1 protein-coding gene is annotated in these 210 nt (G+C 61.9%); it reads left to right on the top strand.

The annotated features are described in order from the left end of the window. Window positions 1-210: immunoglobulin-like domain-containing protein (locus F6S12_RS33620; RefSeq protein ID WP_315870095.1), on the top strand; the 210-nt coding region annotated here is incomplete at both ends.

The following is a 210-nucleotide window of genomic DNA, read 5'->3' as shown; positions in this document are numbered from 1 at the left end:
ACCATCGACAACTCCACCGTATCGCTGAAAGCCACGCCTTCGGCGGCCGAAGGTGGCAACGTCACCTACACCGCTACCGTCACTGCTCCAGTGACCGGCTCACCTGTAGTCGTGACCCTGGCCAATGGCGAGAAGATCACCATCCCGGTCGGCGAAACCACCGGCTCGGTAAGCATCAGCGCGCCGAACGATGTACTGGTCGGCCATACC

The sequence above is a fragment of the Pseudomonas sp. JV245A genome, from assembly GCF_032424515.1.
In the GTDB taxonomy this organism is placed as follows: domain Bacteria; phylum Pseudomonadota; class Gammaproteobacteria; order Pseudomonadales; family Pseudomonadaceae; genus Aquipseudomonas; species Aquipseudomonas protegens.
This window is presented reverse-complemented; position numbering and strand designations above follow the sequence as displayed.